This window comes from Klebsiella sp. 2019SCSN059, from assembly GCF_021739525.1.
Lineage (GTDB): Bacteria > Pseudomonadota > Gammaproteobacteria > Enterobacterales > Enterobacteriaceae > Klebsiella > Klebsiella quasipneumoniae.
In genome coordinates this window covers 456,474-480,774 of record NZ_JAKKOM010000001.1, presented here as the reverse complement: position 1 = coordinate 480,774, position 24,301 = coordinate 456,474, and the positions used below count along the sequence as shown (strand labels likewise).

At 59.6% G+C, this 24,301-nt stretch carries 25 protein-coding genes; 11 read left to right on the top strand and 14 right to left on the bottom strand.

Going from position 1 to position 24,301, the window contains the following annotated elements:
* Nucleotides 1-49 precede the first annotated feature (49 nt).
* Together L2I46_RS02470 and L2I46_RS02465 are read left to right on the top strand one after the other, a co-directional pair.
* Nucleotides 50-313: a hypothetical protein gene (locus L2I46_RS02470; protein WP_032453091.1), complete on the top strand. Its 264-nt coding sequence runs from the start codon at nucleotides 50-52 to the stop codon at nucleotides 311-313.
* Nucleotides 314-462: 149 nt separating this feature from the next.
* Nucleotides 463-696, top strand: coding sequence for a DUF2554 family protein (locus L2I46_RS02465; RefSeq protein WP_032428865.1), 234 nt, complete (start codon nucleotides 463-465; stop codon nucleotides 694-696).
* Nucleotides 697-708: 12 nt separating this feature from the next.
* Here L2I46_RS02465 and L2I46_RS02460 read toward each other — a convergent pair whose 3' ends face one another.
* Nucleotides 709-2,670: a peptidase U32 family protein gene (locus tag L2I46_RS02460; RefSeq protein WP_032453092.1), complete on the bottom strand. Its 1,962-nt coding sequence runs from the start codon at nucleotides 2,668-2,670 to the stop codon at nucleotides 709-711.
* Nucleotides 2,671-2,703: 33 nt separating this feature from the next.
* Between L2I46_RS02460 and L2I46_RS02455 the strand changes: the two genes are divergently transcribed.
* Entirely contained in the window at nucleotides 2,704-2,871 is a 168-nt protein-coding gene (locus L2I46_RS02455) for a hypothetical protein (RefSeq protein WP_032429169.1), read from the top strand.
* 10 nt (nucleotides 2,872-2,881) lie between these two features.
* Here L2I46_RS02455 and L2I46_RS02450 read toward each other — a convergent pair whose 3' ends face one another.
* The gene (locus tag L2I46_RS02450; RefSeq protein WP_023289901.1) at nucleotides 2,882-3,451 is read right to left on the bottom strand and encodes a helix-turn-helix domain-containing protein; all 570 of its coding nucleotides are present in this window, start codon (nucleotides 3,449-3,451) and stop codon (nucleotides 2,882-2,884) included.
* Nucleotides 3,452-3,634: 183 nt separating this feature from the next.
* Here L2I46_RS02450 and L2I46_RS02445 point away from each other — a divergent pair, with 183 nt between their 5' ends.
* Nucleotides 3,635-4,801 (top strand): benzoate/H(+) symporter BenE family transporter, encoded by a 1,167-nt coding sequence (locus L2I46_RS02445; protein ID WP_032453093.1) that lies wholly within the window; start codon nucleotides 3,635-3,637, stop codon nucleotides 4,799-4,801.
* Here the strand turns inward: L2I46_RS02445 and L2I46_RS02440 are convergent.
* Nucleotides 4,778-5,647, bottom strand: a complete 870-nt coding sequence (locus L2I46_RS02440) for an AraC family transcriptional regulator (RefSeq protein ID WP_032453100.1) — start codon at nucleotides 5,645-5,647, stop codon at nucleotides 4,778-4,780. The two genes, L2I46_RS02445 and L2I46_RS02440, sit on opposite strands and share 24 nt — an antisense overlap.
* 186 nt (nucleotides 5,648-5,833) lie before the next feature.
* Here L2I46_RS02440 and L2I46_RS02435 point away from each other — a divergent pair, with 186 nt between their 5' ends.
* Nucleotides 5,834-6,730 carry a DMT family transporter gene (locus L2I46_RS02435; RefSeq protein WP_023289904.1) on the top strand — a complete coding sequence of 299 codons (897 nt, stop codon included), beginning with the start codon at nucleotides 5,834-5,836 and terminating at the stop codon, nucleotides 6,728-6,730.
* A gap of 47 nt (nucleotides 6,731-6,777) precedes the next feature.
* Here L2I46_RS02435 and L2I46_RS02430 read toward each other — a convergent pair whose 3' ends face one another.
* The 3 genes from L2I46_RS02430 to tehA all read right to left on the bottom strand — a co-directional run bounded on the left by L2I46_RS02430 (nucleotide 6,778) and on the right by tehA (nucleotide 9,305).
* Nucleotides 6,778-7,446 carry a DUF3313 domain-containing protein gene (locus L2I46_RS02430; protein WP_004202796.1) on the bottom strand — a complete coding sequence of 223 codons (669 nt, stop codon included), beginning with the start codon at nucleotides 7,444-7,446 and terminating at the stop codon, nucleotides 6,778-6,780.
* A gap of 261 nt (nucleotides 7,447-7,707) precedes the next feature.
* A complete protein-coding gene (gene tehB / locus L2I46_RS02425) occupies nucleotides 7,708-8,304 on the bottom strand; it encodes a tellurite resistance methyltransferase TehB (protein ID WP_032453094.1) in 597 nt (198 codons plus the stop codon).
* The gene (tehA, locus tag L2I46_RS02420) at nucleotides 8,301-9,305 is read right to left on the bottom strand and encodes a dicarboxylate transporter/tellurite-resistance protein TehA (RefSeq protein WP_032453095.1); all 1,005 of its coding nucleotides are present in this window, start codon (nucleotides 9,303-9,305) and stop codon (nucleotides 8,301-8,303) included. The genes tehB and tehA overlap by 4 nt, the downstream gene beginning before the upstream one ends.
* 111 nt (nucleotides 9,306-9,416) lie before the next feature.
* Between tehA and ydcK the strand changes: the two genes are divergently transcribed.
* On the top strand, nucleotides 9,417-10,397 hold the full coding sequence (ydcK, locus tag L2I46_RS02415; protein WP_032453096.1) for a YdcK family protein: 981 nt from the start codon (nucleotides 9,417-9,419) through the stop codon (nucleotides 10,395-10,397).
* Here the strand turns inward: ydcK and rimL are convergent.
* The 4 genes from rimL to hglS all read right to left on the bottom strand — a co-directional run bounded on the left by rimL (nucleotide 10,383) and on the right by hglS (nucleotide 15,857).
* Complete coding sequence (gene rimL, locus L2I46_RS02410; protein ID WP_032453097.1) at nucleotides 10,383-10,961, bottom strand: 50S ribosomal protein L7/L12-serine acetyltransferase; 579 nt, start codon at nucleotides 10,959-10,961, stop codon at nucleotides 10,383-10,385. The two genes, ydcK and rimL, sit on opposite strands and share 15 nt — an antisense overlap.
* Nucleotides 10,962-11,014: 53 nt before the next feature.
* Nucleotides 11,015-12,670 (bottom strand): glucan biosynthesis protein D, encoded by a 1,656-nt coding sequence (locus tag L2I46_RS02405; RefSeq protein ID WP_236947518.1) that lies wholly within the window; start codon nucleotides 12,668-12,670, stop codon nucleotides 11,015-11,017.
* Nucleotides 12,671-12,966: 296 nt separating this feature from the next.
* Nucleotides 12,967-14,472 carry a carboxylesterase/lipase family protein gene (locus L2I46_RS02400; protein ID WP_023289910.1) on the bottom strand — a complete coding sequence of 502 codons (1,506 nt, stop codon included), beginning with the start codon at nucleotides 14,470-14,472 and terminating at the stop codon, nucleotides 12,967-12,969.
* Between the two features lie 41 nt (nucleotides 14,473-14,513).
* A complete protein-coding gene (gene hglS / locus L2I46_RS02395) occupies nucleotides 14,514-15,857 on the bottom strand; it encodes a 2-oxoadipate dioxygenase/decarboxylase HglS (protein ID WP_032453101.1) in 1,344 nt (447 codons plus the stop codon).
* A gap of 239 nt (nucleotides 15,858-16,096) precedes the next feature.
* Here hglS and pcaH point away from each other — a divergent pair, with 239 nt between their 5' ends.
* The 4 genes from pcaH (at nucleotide 16,097) to L2I46_RS02375 (ending at nucleotide 21,205) form a co-directional block, all read left to right on the top strand.
* On the top strand, nucleotides 16,097-16,837 hold the full coding sequence (pcaH, locus tag L2I46_RS02390; RefSeq protein WP_004202816.1) for a protocatechuate 3,4-dioxygenase subunit beta: 741 nt from the start codon (nucleotides 16,097-16,099) through the stop codon (nucleotides 16,835-16,837).
* Nucleotides 16,834-17,454, top strand: coding sequence for a protocatechuate 3,4-dioxygenase subunit alpha (pcaG, locus tag L2I46_RS02385; protein WP_032453102.1), 621 nt, complete (start codon nucleotides 16,834-16,836; stop codon nucleotides 17,452-17,454). Before pcaH ends, pcaG begins: the two co-directional genes overlap by 4 nt.
* A gap of 177 nt (nucleotides 17,455-17,631) precedes the next feature.
* Nucleotides 17,632-18,555: a LysR substrate-binding domain-containing protein gene (locus L2I46_RS02380; protein WP_023289914.1), complete on the top strand. Its 924-nt coding sequence runs from the start codon at nucleotides 17,632-17,634 to the stop codon at nucleotides 18,553-18,555.
* Between the two features lie 277 nt (nucleotides 18,556-18,832).
* Nucleotides 18,833-21,205, top strand: coding sequence for a membrane-bound PQQ-dependent dehydrogenase, glucose/quinate/shikimate family (locus tag L2I46_RS02375; RefSeq protein ID WP_032453103.1), 2,373 nt, complete (start codon nucleotides 18,833-18,835; stop codon nucleotides 21,203-21,205).
* 68 nt (nucleotides 21,206-21,273) lie between these two features.
* Here the strand turns inward: L2I46_RS02375 and L2I46_RS02370 are convergent, their stop codons facing one another.
* The 3 genes from L2I46_RS02370 to cybB form a co-directional block, all read right to left on the bottom strand.
* The gene (locus tag L2I46_RS02370; protein WP_023289916.1) at nucleotides 21,274-22,392 is read right to left on the bottom strand and encodes an S-(hydroxymethyl)glutathione dehydrogenase/class III alcohol dehydrogenase; all 1,119 of its coding nucleotides are present in this window, start codon (nucleotides 22,390-22,392) and stop codon (nucleotides 21,274-21,276) included.
* A 24-nt stretch (nucleotides 22,393-22,416) separates the two neighbouring features.
* The gene (locus L2I46_RS02365) at nucleotides 22,417-22,692 is read right to left on the bottom strand and encodes a metal/formaldehyde-sensitive transcriptional repressor (protein WP_004202822.1); all 276 of its coding nucleotides are present in this window, start codon (nucleotides 22,690-22,692) and stop codon (nucleotides 22,417-22,419) included.
* A 104-nt stretch (nucleotides 22,693-22,796) separates the two neighbouring features.
* Entirely contained in the window at nucleotides 22,797-23,324 is a 528-nt protein-coding gene (gene cybB, locus L2I46_RS02360; protein WP_023289917.1) for a cytochrome b561, read from the bottom strand.
* Nucleotides 23,325-23,567: 243 nt separating this feature from the next.
* Between cybB and L2I46_RS02355 the strand changes: the two genes are divergently transcribed.
* Nucleotides 23,568-23,936 (top strand): hypothetical protein, encoded by a 369-nt coding sequence (locus L2I46_RS02355; protein ID WP_004202826.1) that lies wholly within the window; start codon nucleotides 23,568-23,570, stop codon nucleotides 23,934-23,936.
* Nucleotides 23,937-23,945: 9 nt separating this feature from the next.
* On the opposite strand, the gene L2I46_RS02350 is transcribed toward L2I46_RS02355, so the two are convergent.
* The gene (locus tag L2I46_RS02350; RefSeq protein ID WP_004202827.1) at nucleotides 23,946-24,131 is read right to left on the bottom strand and encodes a hypothetical protein; all 186 of its coding nucleotides are present in this window, start codon (nucleotides 24,129-24,131) and stop codon (nucleotides 23,946-23,948) included.
* Between the last annotated feature and the right edge of the window lie 170 nt (nucleotides 24,132-24,301).

The window sequence follows — 24,301 nt, the reverse complement described above, 5'->3', positions numbered from 1 at the left end:
ACTTTTACCTGCTGAAATACGCGGACACATCAGAAGAAAGGATATTGCTATGAAGAAGTTAGCTTTACTGTCTGCCGCGATGACGCTGGGAATATCGTCATGGGCTTTCGCTGCCGACAACCCACCGCCGCCGCCAGAAAAAAGCGCGCAGCATCAGGGTAAATCGGCGGCGAAAAACGGCCAGCACGACGGTAAGCAAGCGCAACACAACGGCAAGCAGCCGCAACGAGACGGCAAACAACCGCAGCATGGTGGTAAGCAGCCGCCAAAAGGCGGTGAGCACAGCGGGAAACCACTGCCGCCAAAAGCGTAATCCCTCACGCCTGGCCTTCTGCGCCAGGCTTTTTTCACCCTCTTTCAGCAGACATTGACAAACCCTTGCCCTTCTTTGATAAACCGGGAAAAAAACCTGCACAGCGCCTGGCATAGTAAGCCCACGCCATTGATTCACAGAGAAAAGGTATGTTGAGGAGAAGCATGAGCGCCCTGCTGTTGCTGTGCGCGCTTTTTTCCGGGCATCTGCTGGCCCACCGTCAGGGGCACGATTACTTTCCGGTACAGAGCCTCGAGCAGCAGCTGCTGCACGAGGCGGATAGCGATGAGCTTCGCAGCCGGTGCGAAGAGAACGCCGCCGACCTGCGCGAGCATCACCGCTGGCAGGACGCCCGCAAACCGCGGGCATCACACAGCCAGTAGCGTCGCCGCGGATCAGGCCCCTTTGCGCTTCGGCAGGGTCTTCATCAACTCGTCCGGGCTAACGGAGGCCACGATGCTACCCGGGTGCGGCATTTTGAGGATATGGTTTTTGATCTTGCCGACCACGTGCATTTCGCACGGACGGCAGTCAAACTTCAGGGTCAGCACTTCATCGCCATGGATCAGCTGCATCGGCGTGGCTTTCCAGCTCTTGATGGAGCCTTTCGCCTGTTTCGGACAGAGGTTGAAGGCAAAGCGCAGACAATGTTTAGTGATCATCACCGGCACATCGCCCTTCTCTTCGTGCGCTTCATAGGCGGCGTCAATCAGCTGCACGCCATAGCGCTGGTAGAACGCCCGCGCCTTGTGGTTATAGACGTTGGCGAGGAAGGAGAGATGGGTCTCAGGGTAGACCGGCGGCGGCACAGAGACCGGCTTACGGGTACCGCGCTGCCAGGCATTGAGCCGCGCGTCATCCAGCATTTCGGCCGTTTCACGCCGCAGCTGGTTGAGCAGGCTGTTGGGCACAAACAGCGGCGGCAGATTGACCTGCACCTCGCGCGCATAGTAAATGGTTTGCCCCAGTTTTGTGACACCGTCACGCAGGTTAGCCAGCGCTTTCTCCGCCTGGTTAGCTTCGGCGAACTCCCCGTCAAGGGTGTGGGTCACGCTGACGCCATCTTCACAGGTCATGGTGAGAACCAGCTGCTCCTGCCAGCCGCTTAGGGTGACGTCTACGGCGATGCGGCGTTCGCTGGAGGTCTTCAGCAGCGCCTGCTGCCAGTTGTGATCAAGGTTGCGGTTGAGCGCCTGATGCGGGCGCACTTTGTGCAGATCCGCAGGCATCTCGTTCGGCCACACCCGATAGCGATTTTCGCCGGTTTTTTCCACGGTATTGGCGCGGAAGCCCACCACTTCACGCTTAATCATCACGTTAAGGCCATCGCCGTTGGTTAACGGTTCGCTGACCTCAACGTCGAGATGGTCTTTACCCACCTTCAGCACTTCGCCCACCGGCAGTCCGATAAATTTTGGCGAATCAAAGGCGCCGATATCGCCTTTACGGGCATTAACGAAGTAATCGGTGCTGCCGCGGTGGAAGGTTTTATCGGTGGACGGGATAAAGAAATGCTCGGTGCGCCCTGCCGAGGCGCGCGCGAGATCGCCGCGGTCTTCAATAATGGCGTCCAGCATCTGGCGGTAGTGAGCGGTGATGTTTTTCACGTAGCTCATGTCTTTGTAACGGCCTTCGATTTTGAAGGAGCGCACCCCGGCATCGATCAGCGCCGCCAGGTTGGCGGTCTGGTCGTTGTCTTTCATCGACAGGAGATGTTTTTCATAGGCCACCACTCGCCCCTGATCGTCCTTCAGGGTATACGGCAGGCGGCAGGCCTGCGAGCAGTCGCCGCGGTTGGCGCTGCGTCCGGTCTGGGCGTGGGAAATGTAGCACTGGCCGGAATAGGCCACGCACAGCGCGCCATGGATAAAGAATTCGATGGTGGCGTCAGTATTATCGTAGATGGCTTTGATTTGACTGAGGTTCAGCTCGCGCGCCAGCACGATCTGGCTGAAACCGGCGTCTGAGAGAAACTTTGCTTTCTCCACACTGCGGATGTCGCACTGGGTGCTGGCGTGCAGCTCGATCGGCGGCAGGTCCAGCTCCATGATCCCCATATCCTGGACAATCAGCGCATCGACGCCCGCGTCGTAAAGGTCGGTAATCAGCCGCTGCGCCGGCTCCAGCTCATCGTCATGCAGAATGGTGTTCAGCGTCACAAAGACCTTGGCGCCAAAGCGATGGGCGAAAGGCACCAGACCGGCGATGTCGCTCAGGCTGTTGCTGGCGTTGTGGCGGGCGCCAAAGCCAGGTCCACCGATATAAACGGCATCGGCGCCGTGAAGGATCGCTTCGCGAGCGATACCGGCGTCGCGGGCAGGACTAAGAAGTTCAAGACGATGATTGTGCAGGCGCATACGCGTGTTGTTATCCAGTATAAGGGGGTCGAAATGGCGGCTATTGTAGTCAGAACCGGGCGCAGACGAAAACCTTTTCCGCCGTCGCGGGACGACGAATTTTCAGTTTTCAGCAAAGTATTGAAGGAAAAGATATTTCCCTCAAATCACCGGACAGAGTACTGTCATCACGTATTCCGGATTTTCCTCGTCACGTTGTGAGTGGTTATCATCAGTCATCTTGTCTGGCCGCGGGTTCGCCCGCGGTTTTTTCTTTTGGATAGTGGATAAGCGAATGGAAATGAGCCGCCTGGGCGCCGCTGTTCCGGTAGGCATGCGCCGCATCGCCGGCGAAGCGCCGACCCTCACCCGCCTGCAGCGAGTGCCACTCCCCCTGTAAGCAGAGATCCAGGGTACCGCTAATCACGACAACATGCTCAATCACCCCTTGCTCATGCGGCGTCGATTCGCTCAGCGCCCCGGGAGCAAGGGTTATCGAGAAATGATCAAAGCGCAACTCCGGGTCCCACGGGAAGACCGGGGTCACCACCATCGCCTGCTGCTGCGGGTCAAACGCGGAGGGCGCCGCGCCGTCATCCGGAACGATAAACGCCGAAAACGGCACGTTCAGCCCGGTGGCAATCTTCCACAGCGTCGCGACCGTCGGACTCGATTCATTCCGCTCAATCTGCCCGAGCATGGCTTTCGACACCCCGGTCTCTTCCGCCAGACGCGACAGGCTCCAGCCGCGCTGCTGACGCAGATTTTTGAGGGTGGCCGCCAGATGTTGCGCAATATTCATCCTACCTCCTGATTTTTCAGCCCAGAGTATACCTCCATTTGCCTGATTCAACAGGGCGATTAGCGGCATCGCGGGCCGTTTGCGACAAGAGCCTCGGTGCGCAGCCCTCACCACGCAGGAACCTTGTGCGCTAAAACGCACAATGATAGAGTATTCGGACGTTATAACGCACAAGAGAAAACTATGCGCTCGTTTACCGTTCCGCTTCCCACCCTGTTCGCCGGCTTCGTCGCCGTGCTGGTGGGCTACGCCAGCTCTGCCGCCATCATCTGGCAGGCTGCCGCTGCCGCCGGCGCCACGCCCGGGCAGATCGCCGGCTGGATGACGGCCCTGGGCCTCGCCATGGGCGTCAGCACCCTCGCGCTGAGCGGTTGGCGAAAAGTGCCGGTGCTCACCGCCTGGTCAACGCCGGGCGCCGCCCTGCTGGTCAGCGGGCTGCAGGGGGTGACCCTCCCTGAGGCGGTGGGGGTATTTATCTTCGCCAATGCGCTGATCGTCCTCTGCGGCGTTACCGGCCTGTTTGCCCGGCTGATGAAAATCATTCCCCATTCGCTGGCCGCCGCGATGCTGGCCGGCATTCTGCTGCGTTTCGGTTTGCAGGCCTTCGCCGGCTTCCAGGATCATCTGCTGCTGTGCGGCGGCATGCTCGCCGCCTGGCTTCTGTGTAAGGCGCTGTGGCCCCGCTTCGCCGTGGTCGCCGCGCTGGTTGCCGGGGCGCTGATTGCCGCGGCCTCCGGGGAGGTGGCCAGCGCCGCTGTGCCGCTTGCGTTTGTGGCGCCGGAATGGATCGCCCCACAGTTTACCCCGGCGCTGCTGCTCAGCGTCGGCCTGCCGTTCTTCCTCGTGACCATGGCCTCACAGAACGCGCCCGGATTCGCTACCCTGCAGGCATCAGGCTATGCCGTACCGGTCTCCGCGCTGATCGTTGTCTGCGGGGGGCTGGCGCTACTGCTGGCGCCGTTTGGGGTCTACTCCATCTGTATTGCGGCGATCACCGCCGCCATCTGCCAGAGCCCGGAGGCGCACCCGGATCCGCAGCAGCGTTGGCTGGCGGCCATGGCCGCAGGCGGTTTTTATCTGCTGGCCGGTCTGTTCGGGGGATCGATCACCGCGCTGATGTCGGCCCTGCCGCCAGCGTGGATCCAGATGCTGGCCGGCCTGGCGTTGCTCGGCACCATCGGCGGTAGTCTGTTTCAGGCGGTACATCAGGCCAGTGAGCGCGACGCGGCGGTGCTGACCTTTCTGATCACCGCCAGCGGCGTGACGCTGGCGGGAATTGGCTCGGCATTCTGGGGCGTGGTGCTCGGCGGAGTGAGCTACGGCGTGCTATCCGCGCTGCGCCGCCCGTAGCTGGGACGGCGTCAGGCCGGTGGCGGCTTTGACCCGATGGCTGAAATGGCTGGCGGAGCTGAAACCGCAGGCCAGAGCGATCTCGGTGAGCGGCAGCGCGCTGTGGCAGATCAGGTTTTGCGCCTTCGCCATTCGCTGCTGCATCACATATTGATGCGGAGCCATATTCAGCGACTGGCGGAACATACGGGCAAAATGAAATTCACTCAATCCCGCCTGCTGCGCCAGGTCGGCCAGGGTCAATGGCTGATCGAGGTGAGCGTCGATCCAGGCCAGCACGTGACGCTTCACCCCTGGCGCCAGTCCCCCGGTGACCGACGGCAAACGCCACTGCACGGTGGAATAGTGCTGGATCAGATGGGTAAGCAATAAACTGCTGGCGGCGCTAAGGGTCAGCTGGTTCGCCGGCTGTCGCCAGTCATTAGCCAGCAAAAACTGACGATACACGGTGGTGATTTTGTCATCGCTGGCGAAGGTTTTCTCCTGCAGGGTGAAGTTCGCCGGGCTGCGATCCCACACCTCCTCCCCGACGCGGCGCAGATGCGCATCGGTACAATAGAGATGGACAAACGACAGATCGCCGCGGATATCCCAGACGCTTTCATCGCCTTTCGGCATCAGGCAAAAGCGATCCGGGCCGCCGCCATTCTTCCAGCCGTGCGGCGTCTTTTGATAGCTTTCATAACCATCGGCGACGTACAGGCTTAAGGTATGATGATCGCTGCGTACCGTTACGGTATCGCAGTTGTTATACCAGGCGGCCAGTTGAATACCGGAATTCAGCTCCACGGTGCCCTTCAGCACCGCGTTCTGTCGCCGTAATGTTTCAAACGTCCCGTAACCCATCGCCTTCACGCATCTGTCCTGTCTGGAAAAACTCTAGTCTAGGGATACTGCGACGCGGTTTCCAGTCCTCACCGCCGGCGAAAGACAAATAAGCGCAAGAATTTGCAAGCCGACAACAAGCGGGTGAAAGCCGCAGGTTGCGGCAGGCGGCATACTCCTCCCTTCAACAGGCAGAGGAGAATCAGGGTGAACGCATTACTTTATGCACTCGTTGTCGTTATCTGGGGAACGACGTGGATTGCGATTTTTTTACAGCAGGGGCCGGTGGCGGCGCCGGTATCGATTTTCTGGCGTTTCGCCGTGGCCAGCGTCACGATGCTGGCGATTCTGCTCGTCACGCGACGTCTGCGGCCGCTGGGCGCGAAGGACCATCTCTGCTGCCTGCTGCAGGGCTGCTGCGTCTTCTGCTTCAATTTCTGGTGCTTTTATACCGCCGCCGCCTGGATCAACACCGGTCTGGAATCGGTGATCTTTTCCATGGCGGTGCTGTTTAACGCCATCAACAGCTTTCTTTTCTTCCGTCAGCAGCCGCCGGGACGCTTCTGGGCTGCCGCCGCGCTCGGTCTGGCCGGTATCGTCACCCTGTTCTGGGATGACCTGCTGGCCAACGGGCTGAACGCTTCGCTACTGTGGGGGATCGGTCTGAGCGCGCTGGGCACTTACGGCTTTTCGCTGGGCAATATGTTCAGTATTCGTCACCAGCGGCGGGGGCTGGAGACGCTGACCACCAACAGCTGGGCGATGCTGTACGGCACGCTGGTGATGGGCGCCATCGCACTCCTCCGCGGGGATAATTTTATGCCGGAGTGGACCGTCAGCTATCTTGGCGCCCTGCTTTACCTGGCGCTGTTCGGCTCAGTTGTCGCCTTCGGCGCCTATTTCACCCTTGTGGGACGCATCGGCGCCAGCAAAGCCGCCTACAGTACGCTGCTGTTTCCGCTGGTCGCCCTGTCCATCTCCACCGTCTATGAAGGCTATGTATGGCACAGCAACGCCGTTATCGGACTGGCGCTGATCCTGTTGGGTAATCTGGTGATGTTTGCCAAACCGGAACAGCTGCTGCTGCGCCGAAAGCTGGCCTGAAACGGCGGAAGATAAAACAGCGCCGTCGACAGACGGCGCTGGCGAGATTACCGCTGGGAAGGGTCGAATTTGACGGCGTCGACCGCCATATCATCGATCACCTGCTTCATGGTTTCGATGGTCAGCGGCGTGTTTTCATTGGCCAGGGTTTTTCCTTCCCCTTTACGAACCACTTTGATCACCGGCTTGTTGGTGCTGGCGTCAATCAGTTCGGCTTCAAAATAGAGGTCGGTGTCCATCGTACGATGCCCGGTGGCGGCCTGAGTACCGGCAACAATCATCGCGACCGGAACCACTTCATAGAACTGCAGCCCTTCTTTGCTGGAGTCCACCCCGGTGATCGCCCCGCGGAAAATAAGGCTACGCTTACCGGCGGTGGTAGCCAGCGGTTTACGCTCGGAAATGGCCTGTTTGAGCTGTTTATTGGTGTAATTAAGAATATCCTGCAACGCCTTTTCACCGACCTGGGTCGTCGGCTTCGGTACCGGATAGTACGTTACTGGATGGTAGACGACATTATCGTAATTAGCCGGATTGTAGTTTGGGTCGATCCAGCGCAGCTCCGACTTGCCGGAGGCCGTGGTGGCTTCTTTCAGGTTGGAATAATCTTTTAAAAAGCCCGAATACTGATTCGGCTGCGCCAGTTTGGACGCACAGCCCGTCAACGCTAACATCCCCGCCAGAGCGGCGACTTTAAATAACACGCGAGTACGCATAAAGAGATCCCTGTAAATGCAGTTTTTTCGGCAGACGTTATAGCAGATAAGACCCAGTAGTTTTGTGACAAAATGAGGGCTTCGTCAAGGAAGATATACAAATATTGATGGGATCAACATTACGTTATTAAATAATCACTTAATAGATGAACAGGTCGCCTTTAACCCTCTGTTCAGCGAGGCTTTTCGCGCGTCTTTATCCGATGGGTATTAGCGCAAGGCGGCGCGGTCAATTTCAGCCATTTCACGCGCCGCTGAGGATTATGCGGGATTGCGCGCCAGCAGCGTGGCGAAGCGCAGTTTGATCCGGTTGCCGCTGGCGTCGGTCCGATGCAGCTCACCGACGTCCTCATTGTATTTCAGTAATTCCCAGCCCCGGTAGTACTCCCGAAGTTCATCGGGTTTAAAAGCAAACGGGAAGCCGACGGTGCAGGGATAGTCCTCGGTGTCCATCGCCGCGACAATCAGGTTATAGCCCCCGGCGGCGGTGCAACGCTGCATATTGGCGATGAGTCCCGGGATAGCGCCGGCCTCAAGAAACATCATCACCACGGTGGAGAGGATCAGATCATACTCGCCGTCAAAGGTCAGGCTGTTGAGGTCTTTCACCGCGGTCTGCAGATTATCCAGCCCTTCGGCGGCGCGAATAGTCTCCAGATTATTGATGCTCATCGCATTTTTATCCCACGCCGTCACCGTGAAGCCGTTCGCCGCCAGATAAAGGCTGTTACGTCCGTTGCCGCAGCCCAGATCCAGCGCCCGCCCCGGCGGCACCATCGTCGCGGCATGCAGCACCTCGGAGTGGGTGCGGGTCAGGCCATATTTTTCACTAAAATAGTCCGCGTCACGCGTTGTCATGATCCTTCCTTCTTATTCAGGAGTGTTTCCCGGTCGACCTGTAGCAACAGTTTCCCGCTAACCAACAGCAGCCCTGTGCGCAGCAGCAGCAGGCCGATGACCAGATTGCTAAAAATAAAGAGCGGCAGCGCCAGATGATGAAAAAAGCCGTCCGCCTTAGCCTGGCCCAGATGCAGGCCGGTAGTGGCCAGTGCGGAAATACCGAACGAGAAGCTCCAGAAAGAAGCATTGAACGGCTGGCGAAGATACCAGGGCATCAGACGCAGCATAAACAACAGCTGTAGCAGACCGTAGCCAAACAGCAGCTTAGCAAAGATATCAGCCTCCCCGCCGTTGACGCTGAGCCAGGCGCTGCAGGCCACCAGCGCAGGCGCCAGCTGGATCCCCAACGACGTGCGCAGCGCGGTCGGCAGTTCGCCTGCGCTGCGCAGCCTATGGAGGATAGCCGGCTCAAGGCTCAGCCAGGAGAAGACCCCGGCGCCAAGGAACACCAGTCCGGCGTCGGTAAACCCCAGCGCGCCGCAGGCCATCGCGCTGATAAAATTATTCGCCACCGTGGGCAGATACAGCCCCGGCGTGGTGGCCTCGCGAGGATGGTTTCCCCGCCACAGGCCGCCGCTTTGCCAGGCGGCATAGGCGAGCTGCAGCGCCACGCCCGGCACAAACAGCCCGATGGCCAGCGGCCGGCACCAGGGTACCAGACCAATCGATACCAGCAACGTGGTGGCGGGAAACAGGCTGACGAAGCTGCTGCTGACCGGATGTCGCATCTCCTGCAGCACACTCGCCGGAAAGCGGATCGCCCGGCTGATAAACGCCATGCTGAGCAGGACCCACATCGCCATCGCCAGCGTCACCAGCCCATCACCAATGCTGCGGCTGACCGGCCAGAGGATGCTGGCGTAACGCCAGGCAAAGCCCATCCCGATGGTGCCGAGCACCATGCCAAAGTAACCCGCCGGCAGGTTCAGCACCTGCCGCGACGTATGCGTTTTGTTCATTTTATTGATGATATCAATTTAATTTGAAGTTGCATTCTAAAGGAACCTTATCCCACGCGCTACGGCGATCTTTGCTATGTTTATGTTAACCATAAGTAATGAGGATCGGGAATGCGTAAATACCGTCTCAGCGAACAGACCCGGCAGTATTGTTACCAGGCAGAGGATGGCAAGCAGTGCGTCATCCTGCGCCAGATCGTGGCGCTTATCGATTTCGCTGACGTCAAAGCGGGCAGCGAAGGCGGCTGGGTGGAGGAGGAAAGCGCTCTCAGCCAGCAGGGAGAGTGCTGGATCTACGATGCCAACAGCGTGGTCTTCGCCGGGGCGCGCATCCTCGACGATGCCCGACTCCATGGCCCCTGCGAGGTCAGCCATGGGGCTATCATCAGCGGACGGGCATCCATTCACGCCTCGCAGATCAGCCATCACGCGCAGATTGGTGACAACGTCACGATTAGCCTGAGTACGGTGCGCGGTGACTGTCGCCTCGCCGACGAGGCGCGTCTTCTGCCCCACTGTCAGGTGATTGCCGCCCGCGGGCTGACCGCCGACCGCGACAAAGTGCTGCAGATTTATCAGCGAGCCACCGTCAGCGCGTCGCGCATTCTCCATCAGGCGCAGATCTATGGCGAGGCCTACGTTGAGCACGCTTTTGTCGAACATCGGGCGGAAGTCTTTGACCACGCCAGGCTTGAGGGAAACGAGGAGAATGACGTTTGGGTGTGCGATAACGCGCGGATTTACGGGCATGCCCGTCTGATCGCGGGTCGCGGCGAGGATGCCATTCCCACTGTGCGCTACAGTTCCCAGGTTGCGGAGAATGCGGTGATTGAAGGTAACTGTCTGCTAAAGCACCGGGCGATGGTGGGCGGCGAGGCGCAGCTGCGCGGTGGACCGATTCTGCTTGACGACGACGTGCTGATCCAGGGTCGGGCTGTCATCGTCGGCGATGTGATCGTTGAGCACCAGGTCACGCTTGGGGACGAGGTGCAGATCGCCGCGCGGGAAGGAGAAGCCATTCACCTGCGCGGCCCGAAGACCCTCGACGGCCAGCAGCAGATCACCCGAACGCCGCTGTTAGGCGCCCTGTAGCGCCTCGTCGCGGTCAATAATGCGGGCGTAGATATTCTGATCGTCATAGCTGCCGTTCAGATACTCGGCCTGCCGGAGACAGCCTTCCAGAACAAACCCGTTACGTAACGCCACCTGGTTGCTACGGGTATTCGCCACCCGACATTTGATTACAAACCGGCGCACCAGCCCGCTGCGTGCATAATAGTGGATAAAGGCCTGCAGGGAACGGGACAGATACCCCTGCCCCTGGCAATCTTCATCGATCCAATAGCCAATATAGGCCGTCTTATTCTGCGGCTCGATCTGGTTGAACGACAGAACGCCAATCGGCCGCTTATCGAGAAACAGCAAAAACATTTTGGCGTAATCCCGCTGGTGCAGCATCACGTTACCCTGCACATGGCGGCGGGTCTCCTCTTCGCTGCGCACCTCTCCGGCCCAGCTAAGCGACTGCTGTAGCCAGCGCTGGTTTTTCACCACCAGCTGGTGCAGGTCGCTGACGTAACGCTCATCAATGGCGGTAAGCGTCAGTCCCTCGGTCACCGGGATCGACTCAGGTACTGCTGGAATGTCTGTGGTCATGGGGCTCTCTACGGGCCCGCAGGGGGTGCCTGGGGGCCACGGCTGTCACGGGGTTATTTCATGATCCGGTCGTCGACGTAGTTACGTTTATCCGGCGCCGGCGGGAAGTACTGATAGAGCCAGGTTTCGCTGATGGCTTCTCCCTGACAGCGCAGGAACAGACGCATCTCCACCGGGTCGGTCGAGTCGGAGGTCGGATACCAGTCGAAGAGGATCCGGTAGCCATCGAACGGCTCGACGTAGAGGATCTCAATCTGCTTCGCTTCGCCGCTGGAGAGGGTGATCACCGGTTCAATACCGCGCGGCGCGGCCGCTTTCAGATCGCCGCCGACAAAGTCGATGGCAAAACGACGCGCCCACTTGTCCGGGTAGTGTTCCCCCGGCGCCCATCCCTCCGGAAAGCCCCCCATCCCGGTGCGGGTGGCGAGCACACGCGCCAGCGGGGTGCTCACCGGCGGCTGCGCGCTCCAGTAGAGACGGTAGCGGAAGTCCAGTTGGTCGCCCGCCTTCACCGCCTTTTCCGGCTGCCAGAAGCAGACGATGTTATCCAGCGTTTCACCGGTGGTCGGGATCTCCATCAGGCTGACCGCCCCTTTGCCCCACTGGTTACGCGGCTCCACCCACAGGCTGGGACGCTTGTTATACCAGCCCATCACGTCCTGGTAGTGGGAGAAATCGCGGTCCAGCTGCAGCAGACCAAAACCGCGCGGGTTCTTGTCCTGGAAGGCGTTGAACTGCAGCTTCTGCGGGTTGTTCAGCGGCCGGCAGACCCATTCGCCGTTGCCCAGCCACATCGACAGCCGATCGGAGTCGTGGATCTGCGGGTGGATGGTATCGCACATCCGACGCTCGTTGTTGCCGCAGCTGAACATGCTGGTCATCGGCGCGATACCCAGCTGTTTGATATCCTTGCGGGCGTAGAGATGGTTCTCCACGTCCATAATGACCTGGGTATCCTGGCAGTGGATGGTGAACTTGTAGGCGCCAGTGATGCTCGGGCTGTCCAGCAGAGCGTAAACGGTAAATACCGTGGCGTCTCCTTTGACCGTTTCGAACCAGAAAGAGGTGAAATCGGGGAACTCTTCCGGGGTATCGGTAAAGGTATCCACCGCCAGCCCACGGGCCGAGAGGCCATACTGGTAGGTGCTGTCTACCGCGCGGAAATAGCTGGCGCCGAGAAACGCCACGATATCCCGGCGCGCCAGCTCAGGCGCTTTAAATACCCGGAACCCGGCGAAGCCGAGGTCGGACTGCCCTTCCAGCTGGCGGGTATCCACCCCGGCGTCATTGTACTTGAACAGCTCCGGACGGAAGTGGATCTCGCGCGCCTGCTGGGTGGCGGCGTCTAAAGAGAACATGCGCACGCGGCGACGGAACCCCATCCCGACGTGGAAAAACTGGATATCCAGTTTGCGTTCTTCAATATTGTTCCACAGCGAGTGGTTGGCGTCATACTGGATGCTGTTATAAGCCTGCGGGGTGAGATTGGCCAGCGTCGGCGGCAGATCGCGCGGGGCGCCGCCCCACGGCTGGCGCGCCAGATCGTGAGCCATCGCCTGCAGCACGGCATAATCAAAACGGCGTGTCTGCCCGTCGGCAATGCCCGCGTCTTCAGCAAACGCGGCCTGACTGAATAAGGAAGCGACTCCTGACGTTCCGCATACGGCGGCAACAGCCATGGAAGATTTAAGAAAACGTCTGCGGTTCATGCCTGAGAAAGCGTCCTTCTGCACGGGTGAATTGATTCGCAACGCGTCATCACGCTGCGTGATAATTTCCGCCCACTCTAGACAAAAACGATTAATAATCCAATTGTTGCCAGCAGAAAAACGGTAAAAAAGCCCTGTCTACCAGAACAGGCTGTTTTTTCATCACCGGCGGAGGGAGAGCGCTATATCCAGCCCAGGGCCCGCCTGCAAACAAAGCGGACAGCACTCATCCTGTCTCATCGCCGGGGCGTTTCTTAGCCGCCCGCGGCCTGCAGCTGAGCCGCGACCCATCCCCTTTATTCGAGGGTCACGTGATGCTTCATCACCCGGCGAAACAGCGCCAGCCGGGCGCGCATAAAGCGATTCTCCACTTTAAAGCCGGCACGCTTATGCAGGCCAATGCGCAGCAGACGATCCCGTCCGCGCACGCACGCCGGCCAACGCACCGCGCCGGCAAGCACCTGCTCGCCGCTGGCGACGCGGGCAAACTGGGCCCAGTAGTCAGCGACCTGAGCGGCGAAGGCCAGATCCGCTTCACTGGCATATTGCCGCACCGGGTCGGTGAGCCGCAGGTTATCAAACACGTAGGGTACCTCGTTGCCGTGCCAGGCACCGTGCGGATAGACATCATGCTCCGCTTCCGCCACATAATCGAACCAGTACCGCCAGCATGGCTGGCCCACGCGCTGCTGGGCCTGCATCACCACATAGCCGAGGGTGGTAAACGCCATATCCCGACAGACTTCCCGCCCCAGCGCTTCATCCCCCTTCACGCCGGGATAGAGGAGTTTGATCAGTCCCAGTCCCAGACGGCGCTCGCGGCGCAGTTTCTGGATCTGCCCGGCGATATCGACCCCAAACACCGCCATCACGCTGGCTTCATCGCTGTTGGAGCCGATCATCACCGGCATCGGATGCTGGCGCCCGGCAAAAAAGGTCTCCAGCATCGGCTGCGGAAGCACCACATCGCCGGCGATGGGCGCTGGCCCGATATTCAGCGGGGCGGTTAGCGACCAGAAGGCCTCCGCCGGGATCGCCCGCAGTTGTTCGGCGCTGGCCTGCGGCAAGGCGAAGCGTTCCGCCAGCAGGCGGCCTTTCTCCAGCGCCTTTTCTCGCGGCAGATCGGGTAAGGTATACCCGCTCTGAATAATCGCTTTATGGAACAACCCTTTCGCTTTCGGCGAGGCCATCAGCGACAGCACGCTGCGCGCCCCGGCGGATTCGCCAAACAGCGTGACGTTGGCGGCGTCGCCGCCGAAGGCGTGAATATTCTCCTGGACCCACTGCAGGGCGGCGATCTGGTCGAGCAGCGCGAAGTTATACAGACGCTCGCCCGCCTCTTCCTCCAGTGCCGGATGGGCGAAAAAGCCAAGATGGCCCAGTCGGTAGTTGACCGTCACCACCACCACGTCGCGGCTGGCCAGCGCCAGGCCATCGTAAGGCGGCAGGCTGCCGGCGCCGATGGTAAACCCGCCGCCGTGCAGCCAGACCATCACCGGCAGCGGCTGCGCTGCGCTGGCGGGGGCCCAGACGTTGAGATAGAGACAGTCTTCGCTGAAGCGGCCGGGATCCCCGCCGCCAAGTTCGCGGCAGTAGTCAATGTCCTGCCAGCTGGCGGCGGAAAAGGCGTCGGCCTGACGCACGCCATGCCAGCGGGCGGGAGGCTGCGGCGCGCGCCAGCGCAGCGGCCCCACGGGCGGCGCGGCGTACGGAATGCCGCGCCAGATATGGATCCCCTGCTCTGCGCTCCCGGCCAGCGTGCCCTGCCGGGTTTTCGCCAACGGTTTCGACGGATGTTGCATAACCTGCTCCCTGTAAGGCTGATGCCAGCAGGGTACTGATTTTACAGCAGACCGCAACGTCGTTTGCTGCGCTCCTCCGCCTGCCGGTACAGTTCAAACTCATCCTGCACCGGGCAGCCCAGCGCCGCCTCAAAGGCTTCGCGGCTGGCATTCCCGTGGCTGCGCGCCTGGGTTTCGTTACCCAGATTGGACTGAAAAATGCCCGCCGCGCTGACCGGTAAAAAATCCTCATAGACGATGGGCTGGGCCACCACCCATCCGCGCTCGATCAGCGGCTGGGGATCGTCGCCCGGGCGAAACGCCTGGCGATGGGCCTCGCCAGCCGGCGTCAGGCGGTAGCGAAACCAGGCCAGCCCCTGCTGACGCAGCAGAAATTCGCTGTCGGGAAATTCGCGGAACACCTCCTGCAGATGCAGCTGGTGGCTGAGATTGTCTTTGCCGGTCCCTGCCGCCTGCAGCAGCCGGTCGTACAGCGCGCGCCCTTTCGGCGTCAGCGCCACGCCGCGCTGCTCAATTTCGCCAAAGCGGGCGCTGTGGGTGCCGCGGTGTTCGCCGGCGAACATCACCGGCTCCTCAAGCGCCTTGAAGCTGGTCTGCCGCAGGAGGATCGGTACCTCCCGGCGCGGCGGACCTTCGATCAGGGCCTTTGGCTCAATACCGCACTCCGGCATCAGGGCCTGCGCGCGGTCAATATCCAGCGTCCGCGGCGTGAGGTGGTTGATATGGCATCCCGGGAAGCAGACCACATCGGCAATCAGGCGATGTTCGCGATGCAGCGCGTGGTAGGTCTCCTCATCGACGGTGGCATGCCGGTGCCAGCGGAAGGTCTCCAGCGCCTCCTGCACAAACTCGCGGGCTTCCGCTGGGGTGAAAGCCCCTTCGGCCTCGTGCCGGGCGATCAGCGCCAGGCAGCGGGGAGTGAATATGTTGCGCCGGGCGAGGATCGCCTCGGCCCGCTCGCGCAGAGCGCGGTTTTCGATCAGCTCCAGACGCAGCAGCGAGGTAAAAACCCGAAACGGATTGCGCGCCAGCGCGGCATCGTCGACAGGACGAAACGCCGTTGAGTGAACCGGCACGCCGGCCTGCGAGAGATCGTAATAGCTGACGGGAAACATCCCCATAATGGCAAACATGCGACGCAGCGTCGCCAGTTCCTCCGCTGTGCCCACGCGGATCGCCCCGTGGCGCTCAACGTTCAGGCGCGCCAGCTCGTCGGCGTTGGCCAGTTGTTCATGCAGCTTCGGATTATTTTCCAGTACCGCCAGGTTGACGTCAGCCACCAGCTCCAGCAGCGTCCCGTACTGCGGAACTTCCTGCTGGTACATGGCCGACATGGCCTGCGAAAAGTGCTCCCGAATCTCATCAGCCGTGATGGTGTTCGCCATGATGTGTTACCTCCAGTGAATACTTCCTGGAGTGTAGGAAAGCTGCCTCCCGGCGGGGGGAAGAATTTACAAACTGTGATGGCGATAACCTGCTTCCGGTCACGGGCATAGCGCAGAACATAACCGATGGTTATGAAAAACACCCGGTAATTTCACTTTAAATTAACAATACATTTACACACACTGTTTCTGGCGACATTACAACAACATGCCCCTCTACCCTCTATACGGAGTACCCGATGAACGATAAATGGTCCCCGCGCGAGGTTATCCATCGCGATTACAGTAGTCACCCGCCCGCTTACGCCCCGGGCTATAAAACCAGCGTCCTGCGCTCCCCGAAAAACGCCCTGATCTCCCTGCAGAACTCGCTGTCGGAGATCACCGGCCCGGTGTTTAGCCGCGACGACCTGGGTCCGCTGGATAATGACCTTATCCTTAACTATGCCAAAGAAGGCCTGCCGATTGGCGAGCGGATCATTGTGCACGGCTATGTGCGGGATGGCTTCGGCCGACCGATGAAAAACACCCTGGTGGAAGTCTGGCAGGCCAATGCCGGCGGCCGCTATCGACATAAAAAAGATCAGTATCTGGCGCCGATTGACCCGAACTTCGGCGGCTGCGGCCGGGTGCTGACCGACGAGAACGGCTATTACTGTTTTCGCACCATCAAGCCCGGCCCCTACCCCTGGCGCAACCAGGCCAGCGACTGGCGTCCGGCGCATATTCATTTCTCGCTCTCAGGCGACGCCTGGGCCCAGCGCCTGATCACCCAGATGTATTTCGAAGGCGACCCGCTAATCAAGCAGTGCCCGATCGTCAGAACCATTAATAATGACGACGCCGTGCGCACCCTGATCGCCGAGCTGGACATGCACGCCGCCGTGCCGCTGGATTGTCTGGCCTACCGCTTCGACCTTGTTCTGCGCGGCCATCGCGCCACGCTGTTTGAAAATCGCACTCAGGGGGCCGCCCGATGAAAGAGTATCTGCCTGAAACCGCCTCGCAGACCGCGGGACCCTATGTTCATATTGGTCTGGCGCCGGACGCCGCGGGTTTCCATATTTTTGAGAAAAATTTTAGTCCGGTTCTCACCACCGCCGATACCGTCGGAGAACGGATCACCATTGAAGGCCGGGTTATCGACGGCTCCGGAACCCCGGTCCGCGATGTGCTGCTGGAGATCTGGCAGGCCAACGCCGCGGGACGCTATAACCATCCTGACGATCGTCAGCAGCAGAAAGCGGTCGACCCGGGCTTTCGCGGCTGGGGGCGCACCTGCTCTGACTTCACCTCCGGCGTCTGGCGCTTTGAAACCATCAAGCCCGGCGCGGTGGTTGGCCGCGATGGCCGTCTGATGGCGCCGCACGTCAATCTGTGGGTGGTGGCCCGGGGGATCAATATTGGCCTCAATACGCGGATGTATTTTGCCGATGAGCACGAGGCCAACGCCAGCGACCCGGTACTGAATCTCATCGAGTGGGAGGTGAGACGCAAAACCTTAATCGCTGAGCGCGAAGTTCGCGGTGCGGAAGTGGTCTATCGTTTCGACATTTATCTGCAGGGCGAGAACGAAACCGTCTTTTTCGATATCTAGCGGCCATGCTGACCACCGCCGTCGCCCCGCACAGCCGGGGCGGCGGCGTGTTAAACCATAGGGAAAGATCTTGTAATGTAATCAGCTCAAATGTTAAAAATATTTTGCTATCTGGTTATCAAATTTAAACAAGGCCGCTTGTCTCTTTCACCGCTGTGTTTTTAACATCATCTTACTATGGAAAAAAATGGTCTCTTCAGTCAGCGCATTCGCTTGCGCCATCTACACACCTTCGTGGCCGTCGCTCAACAGGGAACGCTGGGGCGCGCGGCTGAAACTTTAAATCTGAGCCAGCCAGCACTTTCAAAAACGCTTAACGAGCTTGAACAGCTGACCGGTACCCGTCTGTTTGAGCGGGGACGTCTGGGGGCGCAGCTGACCCTGGTCGGGGAACAGTTTCTGACTCATGCCGTGAAGGTGCTTGATGCCCTTAACTCGGCGGGCCAGGCGCTGAACCGTAAAGAGGGCCTGAATAACGATATTGTACGCATCGGCGCGCTGCCTACCGCCGCGCTGGGGATCCTGCCGACGGTGATCGGCCAGTTCCATAAGCAGCAAAAAGATATCACGCTGCAGGTCGCCACCATGAACAACACCATGCTGCTCGCCGGGTTAAAGTCCGGGGAGATCGACATCGGCATCGGACGGATGTCCGATCCGGAGCTGATGAGCGGCCTGCATTACGAACTGCTGTTCCTGGAATCCCTTAAGCTGGTGGTTCGTCCGGGACATCCCCTGCTGCAGGAGACGGTGACCCTCAGTCGGGTGATGGAGTGGCCGGTGGTGGTCTCGCCAAAGGGCACCGTGCCGCGGCAAAACGCCGAAGCGCTGCTCCAGAGCCAGGGGTGTAAAATGCCCGCCGGCTGCATCGAGACTCTGTCCGCTTCCCTGTCGCGCCAGCTAACAGTTGATTTTGACTATGTCTGGTTCGTCCCTTCCGGGGCGGTTAAAGACGATCTTCGCCGTGGCGTACTGACCGCCCTGCCGATTGCCACCCAGGGCGCCGGGGAGCCCATCGGCATTTTAACCCGCGTCGATGCGACGCTGACCCCCGGGACGCACACCCTGCTCAGCGCTATTCGTAAATCAATGCCTGCCTGATCCGCCGCTCCCCCGGCCCGTCGCGGCCGGGGAGCCGACGCCGACTGAGACACATTCAGCAAAATAATCATTTAGTGCGAAATTATTTATTAACATTTGCGCAAATTTCTTTAACAGATCTATCATATCGCGATTTCACCAAATGGTTCATATGAAATCAAAGTAGGCAATAAATTTGGCTTTATGAAGATAAAAACCACTTCATTCAAAAATAAAACAAAATAACTTTGTTTCATTTGGTTCGTAATGAGGTGGCTGGTGTGGTTAAGGAGATTTCATGACAACTGGCAACGCGCCGCGCGGATTCCCCCGGATCCTGCAGTGGCTTCTCGCCGGACTGATGCTGATCATCGGTCTGGCTATCGGTATTCTGGGGGCAAAACTGGCTCTCGTCGGCGGCACGCTGTACTTTGCGCTGATGGGCGTGGTGATGGTTATCGCGGCAGTGCTAATTTTCCGTCGCCGCCGCGGCGGGATTTTGCTGTACGCCGTGGCGTTTATCGCCTCAGTGATCTGGGCGATCGGCGACGCTGGCTGGAACTTCTGGCCGCTCTTCTCGCGCCTGTTCGCCCTTGCCGTGCTGGCCTTTCTCGCCGCCCTGGTCTGGCCTTTCCTCGCCAGCCCGCCGGCGAAAAAAGGCCCGGCTTTTGCCATCGCCGCCGTGCTCGCCGTGGCGCTGGCGGGAAGCTTTGGCTGGATGTTTAAATCCGAACCGCTGGTCAGCGCCACGGAAGCGGTACCGGTGAAACCCGTCGCACCGGGCGAAGAGCAGAAAAACTGGGCGCACTGGGGCAACACCACCCACGGCGACCGCTTCGCCGCTCTCGATCAAATCAACAAGCACAACGTCAACCAGCTGCAGGTAGCCTGGGTGGCGCATACTGGGGATATTCCGCAGAGCAATGGCTCCGGCGCGGAAGATCAGAATACCCCGCTGCAGATTGGCGATACCCTATACGTCTGTACCCCATACAGCAAAGTGCTGGCGCTGGATGTCGACAGCGGCAAAGAGAAATGGCGCTATGACTCCAAATCCTCTTCGCCTAACTGGCAGCGCTGCCGCGGCTTAGGCTATTACGAAGATAGCCAGGCGCAGACGACGCCAGCGTCAGGCGCCCAGCCTGCCGCCTGCTCCCGTCGTCTGTTCCTGCCGACGATCGATGCCCGCCTGATCGCCATTGATGCCGACACCGGCAAACTGTGCGAGAGCTTCGGCGATCGCGGTATTGTCGACCTCAGCGTCGGAATGGGCGAAGTCAAAGCGGGCTACTATCAACAGACCTCCACCCCGCTGGTCGCGGGCAATGTGGTGGTGGTGGGCGGCCGCGTCGCGGATAACTACTCTACCGGCGAACCGCCGGGGGTGGTCCGCGCGTTTGACGTCCATACCGGTAAACTGGCTTGGGCGTGGGATCCGGGTAATCCGGCGCTGACCGGCGTACCGCCGGAGGGCCAGACCTATACGCGCGGCACGCCGAACGTCTGGTCGGCGATGTCTTACGACGCGAAGCTGAACCTGATCTATCTGCCGACCGGCAACGCTACGCCAGACTTCTTCGGCGGCGAACGAACCGCGCTGGACGACAAATACAGCTCCTCTATCGTCGCTGTGGATGCCGCGACCGGCCAGGTACGCTGGCACTTCCAGACCACCCACCACGACCTGTGGGACTTTGACCTGCCGTCTCAGCCGCTGCTGTACGATCTGCCTGACGGCAAGGGCGGCACCACCCCGGTGCTGGTGCAGACCAGCAAGCAGGGTATGATCTTTATGCTCAATCGCGAAACCGGCGAGCCGGTGGCGAAAGTGGAAGAGCGACCGGTGCCGGTGGGCAACGTCAAAGGCGAGCGCTACTCGCCGACGCAGCCTTACTCGGTGGGAATGCCGATGATCGGCAACCAGACGCTGACCGAGTCCGATATGTGGGGCGCGACGCCGATCGACCTGCTGCTGTGCCGTATCCAGTTCAAAGAGATGCGCCACCAGGGGGTTTTTACCCCGCCGGGGGAAGACCGCTCCCTGCAGTTCCCGGGCTCGCTCGGCGGCATGAACTGGGGCAGCGTCTCGGTGGATCCCAACAACAGCCTGATGTTCGTTAACGATATGCGTCTCGGTCTCGCCAACTATATGGTGCCGCGCGAGAAGGTAGCGAAAGACGCCAGCGGCATTGAGATGGGCATCGTGCCGATGGAAGGCACGCCGTTTGGCGCCATGCGCGAACGTTTCCTGTCGCCGCTGGGCATTCCGTGCCAGAAACCGCCTTTCGGCACCATGTCCGCTGTGGATCTGAAAACCGGGAAACTGGTGTGGCAGGTGCCGGTAGGCACCGTAGAGGATACCGGGCCGCTGGGGATCCGCATGCATATGCCGATTCCGATCGGTATGCCGACCCTTGGCGCGTCGCTGGCGACGCAGTCCGGGCTGCTGTTCTTCGCCGGCACCCAGGATTTCTACCTGCGCGCCTTTGATACCGCTGACGGCAAGGAGATCTGGAAATCCCGTCTGCCGGTTGGCAGTCAGTCCGGCCCGATGACCTACGTGTCGCCGAAAACCGGTAAGCAGTACATCATTATCAATGCGGGCGGCGCCCGTCAGTCTCCGGATCGCGGGGATTACATTATCGCCTACGCGCTTCCTGACCATCACTGATTGACCTAAGCAAAAGGGCCCATTCGGGCCCTTTTTTGCTGCTGACGAAACGCCTTGCGCGTTAGCGATTACTGGTCGCCAAAGTGGATCACGGTGCGAATCGATTTGCCTTCATGCATCAGGTCAAAGGCCTCGTTAATTTGCGCCAGCGGCAGGCGATGAGTAATAAACGGGTCGAGGCGAATTTTACCCGCCATCGCGTCTTCCACCATTCCCGGCAGCTGGCTACGGCCTTTCACGCCGCCAAAGGCGGAGCCGCGCCACACCCGGCCAGTCACCAGCTGGAACGGACGGGTCTTGATCTCCTGCCCGGCGCCGGCCACGCCGATAATGACGCTCTCGCCCCAGCCTTTATGGCAGCATTCCAGCGCCGCGCGCATCACATTGACATTACCGATGCACTCGAAGCTGAAATCCACCCCGCCGTCGGTCAGCTCAACGATCACATCCTGAATGGGCTTATCGTAGTCGTTGGGGTTGATAAAGTCGGTAGCCCCCATCTCTTTCGCGAGAGTGAACTTATCCGGGTTAGTATCGACCGCCAGAATGCGCCCGGCTTGCGCCTGCACGGCGCCCTGGATCACCGCCAGGCCGATGCCGCCCAGACCAAAGACCGCGACGGTATCCCCGGGCTTAACCTTCGCCGTGTTGTGCACCGCGCCGATGCCGGTGGTCACGCCGCAGCCCAGCAGACACACTTTATCCAGCGGCGCCTGCGGATTGACTTTCGCCAGCGAGATCTCAGCGCAGACCGTGTATTCGCTGAAGGTGCTGGTGCCCATGTAGTGATAAATCGGTTCGCCGTTATACGAGAAACGGGTGGTGCCGTCCGGCATCAGCCCTTTGCCCTGGGTGGCGCGCACCGCCTGACAGAGATTGGTTTTACCCGACTTACAGAACTTGCACTCGCCGCATTCGGCGGTATACAGCGGGATGACATGATCGCCCGGCTTAAGACTGGTGACGCCCTCGCCCACTTCCACGACCACGCCGCCGCCTTCATGGCCCAGCACCGCCGGGAAGACGCCTTCCGGATCGTCGCCGGAAAGGGTGAAGGCATCGGTATGGCACACGCCGGTATGGGTGATTTTCACCAGAACTTCGCCTTTTTTCGGCGGCGCGACGTCAATCTCTACGATTTTTAACGGCTGACCGGGGCCAAAGGCCACTGCTGCGCGTGATTTCATAACTGTCTCTTCCTCGTCGTGATGTTATTTTAAATAAGATCGTAGCAGATGACCGACCTCTGCCATTCTCGCGGCCCGCTGGTCCGGGGTGGTGTCGCCGCTGACCAGCTCGTCCTGCAGGTGGATCTCCACCATTTCGCCCATCAGACCGTTTGCCGCCCCGCGAATCGAGGCGATCTGCTGCAGGATAGTCATACAGGGTTCGCCTGACTCCAGCGCGCGTTCAAGGGCTTCAACCTGGCCGCGGATGCGGCGTACGCGGCTGAGGGCCCGTTTTTTATCTTCAGGTGAATGTGGCACGATAACGCCTCCGTATCATATAGGGGGGTATACTATATTTTATTAGCCGCAAAGGCAAAAAAAACCCCGTCGCGGGACGGGGTCTGAATGTTGAAGCGAGTGATTCAGCGCTTACGGGGCATCATTCGCAGCAGGGTATTATCTTTCCACCAGTAATGATGAAGCAGCGCGGCAAAGGCATGCAGGCCAATCACGAAGTAACCGGCATTCGCTAACCATTCATGGATCGCTTTCAGGGTGTCCACCCGCTCAAAATCGCTCTGCGGGGCATACGGCATCGTCAGGCCAAAGGCGTACCAGGGATTCCCGCGCCAGTACATCATCACCATGCCGATCAGCGGCAGGGCAATAAACAGCAGATAAATAACCAGATGGCCGAGATGGGCGAAACCGGTCATCATTGGCGACGGCTTCGGCACGATCGGCGGCGTCGGCGTTTTCAGCCGCACCAGCAGACGCGCCGCCATCAGCACGCAAATGGCGATCCCGCAGGAAACATGAATCATATTAATCAGCGGCCGATCGCTGCGGGGGAAAAATCCGCGCAGCTCCATCGCCGCATAGGCCACCACCACCAGCAAGAAGACCAGCCAGTGGATGCCAATCTGCAGGCCGGAATATTTATCGCGCATGGAATATCCTTAATGGAAAGTGTGATGCTGCCAACATAGCGGCCTTCCCTTAAATTTTCATTAACCTTTACGTTGAATTAACAAATGATTACCGCATTGTGCCGAGCCGCTGCGCCCGGGCCACGCGAACGGGCACCGGATACCATGAGCTATTACAAAATTAAACAGTTTTGTTACCTGCCGCCGCGCTCTCCCCTCTATAGTTGAGAACATCTGTCGGCCACGCTGCGTATGGAGATAAAAATGAAGAAAATCAGCTTACCGCTATTGCTGCTGACCGCGTTGGCCAGCCCGACTTTCGCCGCGGACTGTCAGCCTAACGGCATCGGCGGCTCATTTTGCATTAACGATGACGGGACCACCACCGACACGGTGCCGAATGAAGTCAACGGTATGGATACGTATTCGAACAATGGCGGGTATAGCAGTTCTCTGCCCGACCAGTCGGGGGCAGAGGAAGCGCTTGAAGGGTCAACGCTGTCGACGCAGCAGGACAGCGTCGCCAGCAGCGGTCAGGGAGACAGCGCCCTGGCGGGCCGCGACTGGCATTCGCCGTCCAATCTGAATGATGGCGCCGCCACCTCCAGTATGAGCCTGCTGGATAAACCCTGAGGCCTGGCGTCAGGCAAAGCTCCAGCCTGCGGCGCCGATGGCGACGGCGAACAGCAGGCAGGCCAGCGCCGTTTTGCGTAACAGCATGGTATAGAAGGAGATGGCGACGCCAACGAATACCACCAACAGAATGGGCCACATGCTTAATAACAACAGCAGAAAACCCTCAATATTATTATGGATTACGCTTTCCACATCCGCATCCCTGCCTCATCGTCGATAAAGTAAGCAGAATTTAATATGTAACATGAATACATTCAAATAAAATATAAATGTAAATGATTATGCGCCGCATTCTGCTGCGCCGGCCGGGCCTGGTGCAGGCGTTTGTTTCTTTTGCCTTTTTTCAATCGTTTTAAAGCGTT

What these genes read in the sequence shown, in the direction of transcription:
- L2I46_RS02450 (WP_023289901.1), bottom strand. Translation starts at nt 3,451, where the DNA reads ATGAATATTGCGCAACATCTGGCGGCCACCCTCAAAAATCTGCGTCAG.
- rimL (WP_032453097.1), bottom strand. Translation starts at nt 10,961, where the DNA reads ATGACCACAGACATTCCAGCAGTACCTGAGTCGATCCCGGTGACCGAG.
- cybB (WP_023289917.1), bottom strand. Translation starts at nt 23,324, where the DNA reads ATGCGCGATAAATATTCCGGCCTGCAGATTGGCATCCACTGGCTGGTC.
- tehA (WP_032453095.1), bottom strand. Translation starts at nt 9,305, where the DNA reads ATGAACAAAACGCATACGTCGCGGCAGGTGCTGAACCTGCCGGCGGGT.
- pcaH (WP_004202816.1), top strand. Translation starts at nt 16,097, where the DNA reads ATGAACGATAAATGGTCCCCGCGCGAGGTTATCCATCGCGATTACAGT.
- L2I46_RS02355 (WP_004202826.1), top strand. Translation starts at nt 23,568, where the DNA reads ATGAAGAAAATCAGCTTACCGCTATTGCTGCTGACCGCGTTGGCCAGC.
- hglS (WP_032453101.1), bottom strand. Translation starts at nt 15,857, where the DNA reads ATGGCGAACACCATCACGGCTGATGAGATTCGGGAGCACTTTTCGCAG.
- L2I46_RS02470 (WP_032453091.1), top strand. Translation starts at nt 50, where the DNA reads ATGAAGAAGTTAGCTTTACTGTCTGCCGCGATGACGCTGGGAATATCG.
- L2I46_RS02400 (WP_023289910.1), bottom strand. Translation starts at nt 14,472, where the DNA reads ATGCAACATCCGTCGAAACCGTTGGCGAAAACCCGGCAGGGCACGCTG.
- tehB (WP_032453094.1), bottom strand. Translation starts at nt 8,304, where the DNA reads ATGACAACGCGTGACGCGGACTATTTTAGTGAAAAATATGGCCTGACC.
- L2I46_RS02455 (WP_032429169.1), top strand. Translation starts at nt 2,704, where the DNA reads ATGGCGGCTATTGTAGTCAGAACCGGGCGCAGACGAAAACCTTTTCCG.
- L2I46_RS02375 (WP_032453103.1), top strand. Translation starts at nt 18,833, where the DNA reads ATGACAACTGGCAACGCGCCGCGCGGATTCCCCCGGATCCTGCAGTGG.
- ydcK (WP_032453096.1), top strand. Translation starts at nt 9,417, where the DNA reads ATGCGTAAATACCGTCTCAGCGAACAGACCCGGCAGTATTGTTACCAG.
- L2I46_RS02460 (WP_032453092.1), bottom strand. Translation starts at nt 2,670, where the DNA reads ATGCGCCTGCACAATCATCGTCTTGAACTTCTTAGTCCTGCCCGCGAC.
- L2I46_RS02370 (WP_023289916.1), bottom strand. Translation starts at nt 22,392, where the DNA reads ATGAAATCACGCGCAGCAGTGGCCTTTGGCCCCGGTCAGCCGTTAAAA.
- L2I46_RS02445 (WP_032453093.1), top strand. Translation starts at nt 3,635, where the DNA reads ATGCGCTCGTTTACCGTTCCGCTTCCCACCCTGTTCGCCGGCTTCGTC.
- L2I46_RS02440 (WP_032453100.1), bottom strand. Translation starts at nt 5,647, where the DNA reads ATGGGTTACGGGACGTTTGAAACATTACGGCGACAGAACGCGGTGCTG.
- L2I46_RS02430 (WP_004202796.1), bottom strand. Translation starts at nt 7,446, where the DNA reads ATGCGTACTCGCGTGTTATTTAAAGTCGCCGCTCTGGCGGGGATGTTA.
- L2I46_RS02465 (WP_032428865.1), top strand. Translation starts at nt 463, where the DNA reads ATGTTGAGGAGAAGCATGAGCGCCCTGCTGTTGCTGTGCGCGCTTTTT.
- L2I46_RS02380 (WP_023289914.1), top strand. Translation starts at nt 17,632, where the DNA reads ATGGAAAAAAATGGTCTCTTCAGTCAGCGCATTCGCTTGCGCCATCTA.
- L2I46_RS02405 (WP_236947518.1), bottom strand. Translation starts at nt 12,670, where the DNA reads ATGAACCGCAGACGTTTTCTTAAATCTTCCATGGCTGTTGCCGCCGTA.
- pcaG (WP_032453102.1), top strand. Translation starts at nt 16,834, where the DNA reads ATGAAAGAGTATCTGCCTGAAACCGCCTCGCAGACCGCGGGACCCTAT.